Source organism: Algoriphagus lutimaris, assembly GCF_017051705.1.
GTDB classification, from domain to species: domain Bacteria; phylum Bacteroidota; class Bacteroidia; order Cytophagales; family Cyclobacteriaceae; genus Algoriphagus; species Algoriphagus lutimaris.
Genome location: NZ_JAFIDJ010000018.1, coordinates 1 through 303, shown reverse-complemented (window position 1 = coordinate 303; position 303 = coordinate 1). Strand labels below are relative to the sequence as shown.

1 pseudogene is annotated in these 303 nt (G+C 51.5%); it reads right to left on the bottom strand.

The features are described from left to right. Positions 1 to 303, bottom strand: a pseudogene (locus JYB62_RS19610) (class II aldolase/adducin family protein); the annotation flags it as partial.

Genomic DNA, 303 nt, shown 5'->3' with positions numbered 1-303 from the left:
AAGGTAAAAAAGCATGCAAAGGGGTGTCGATGGAAGGTGCTTTGGAGTCCAGGTCGTAGATACAGTGGTTGAAAAGCCCCACCATTTCATCTTCAAACTCAATACCCCTGTAGATACCCTGCAATGCCCGGAGTTTATCGACATAAAGGCCTGCCAGTCCGGCCTTGGTGAGGGTCCCGATATCCCCACCGGATCCTTTGACCCACATGATTTCCACGGACTCCTTGGTCAGCGGATCTTTTTCAAAAGTTTTGCAGCTGGTATTGCCCCCGCCGTAGTTGGTGATACGGAGGTCTGCACCCA